Origin of the sequence: Dapis hubbardiae BLCC-M172 (genome assembly GCF_050016015.1) — a bacterium.
Lineage (GTDB): Bacteria > Cyanobacteriota > Cyanobacteriia > Cyanobacteriales > Microcoleaceae > Trichodesmium.
This window is the reverse complement of the sequence record NZ_JBNHEQ010000004.1, coordinates 32070-33710: the sequence shown is the minus strand read 5'-3', so window position 1 is coordinate 33710 and position 1641 is coordinate 32070. Positions and strand designations below refer to the sequence as shown.

Below are 1641 nucleotides of genomic sequence, written 5' to 3'. Positions count from 1 at the left end.
CAGTATTTCGTTTTCTTTGCCCTGGTTGCTCAATTGGCCGTAACGCACCGCAACCGCTCTCACTAGACAGAAGATGGTGCGTTACGACGGATTAGAAGCAATAGGATAATAGCACAAATTCAGGCCGTCTAACGCACCCTACAAAACTACTGTGTCTATCCACTACGAGACTCTCTAGCAGCAGTAGACAGTAGGGTGCGTTAGGCTGTCCAGTATTTCGTTTTCTTTGCCCTGGTTGCTCAATTGGCCGTAACGCACCGCAACCACTCTTACTAGACATAAGATGGTGCGTTACGATTAGAAGCAATGGAATGATAGCACAGATTTGCGCCGTCTAACGCACCCTACGAGACTACTAAGCGAAATCCAATGTGAGTTGTTCCGGTATCAGGGGCTTGGGACTCTCTGGCAGCAGGTCGATAACGACTACAATAATTTTTAGCACAGAGGTAAGAACCTCCTTTGATAACGTGCAAAGCTCCTTCCTGGGGTTTGATGGGATCGAAACTAACAGTTTTGTCAGGTCCGATGGGGTTCAAACTATGATCTTTGCCAGAATGTCCTACTTGATACCAATCTAAAGTCCATTCCCAAACGTTTCCAGTCATATCATAAAGTTCGTAACCGTTGGCGGGAAAAGATTCTACTGGTGCAGTTCCTAAATAGTTATCTTCCTTGGTATTGAAAAAAGGAAACATCCCTTGCCAGGTGTTGGCTTTCTTGGCAGAATATTGATTCCCCCAAGTGAATTCTTGCTCTTGAAGACCTCCCCGCGCTGCATATTCCCATTGAGCTTCTGTAGGGAGAGACTTACCCGCCCAATTAGCATAAGCAACTGCATCCTCATAGGCAATATGAACCACAGGATAATTATCTTTGCCTCTGATGTTGCTCTTTGGACCGTAGGGATGTTGCCAATTAGCACCCACTGTCCAATGCCACCAACTTAAGTAAGCAACTTGTTGAATACCTTCAGAGGGGGGTTCAAAGACGAGGGAACCAGGTTGCAGTTGTTCGTCAGTTAGATCGGGAAATTGTGATTTCGGTAGGGGGCGTTCGGCAATGGTTTTATAGCCTGTTGCTTCGACAAATTTACGGAATTCTGCATTTGTGATTTCGTGGCGATCGATGCAAAAACTATCTACTGTGACATCACTGGCAGAAATTTCTGATGGATAATGAGTATCTGAACCCATTGTAAAAGTTCCTCCGGGAATAAATATCATTCCTTCAGGACAGCTATTATCTGTAGAGGATGCTTGTGCTGGTGTGGAGAAAGGGAAAATCAGGGATATTGTTAGGAAAAAGATAATAAGTGATTTATGCCAAAAAGTTTTCATAAAATGATTGAGACTTGGATAATATAAGGTCTTACAGTGCTTTTCAGATTGATCAACCAAATGGTAACAAACAAAATCCTGTAGGGACGTTCCATGGAACGTCCCTACTTTAGTCTCCCGAAATGAAAACCACTGTAATTTAATAATTTTATCAGGACTGACGCAAATTCTTAGACAACACGCTATCGGTAGAGGGCGAATGCCATATAGGTAAAGGGCGAATGCCATATAGGTAGAGGGCGAATGCCATATAGGTAAAGGGCGAATGCCATATAGGTAAAGGGCGAATGCCATATAGGTA

Annotated in this window: 1 protein-coding gene; it reads right to left on the bottom strand. The window is 43.8% G+C overall.

Annotated elements, in window-relative coordinates; translation table 11 throughout:
* Positions 1–344: 344 nt before the first annotated feature.
* Positions 345–1641: formylglycine-generating enzyme family protein (locus ACP6PK_RS00345; RefSeq protein ID WP_426556782.1), on the bottom strand; the 1297-nt coding region annotated here is incomplete at its 5' end.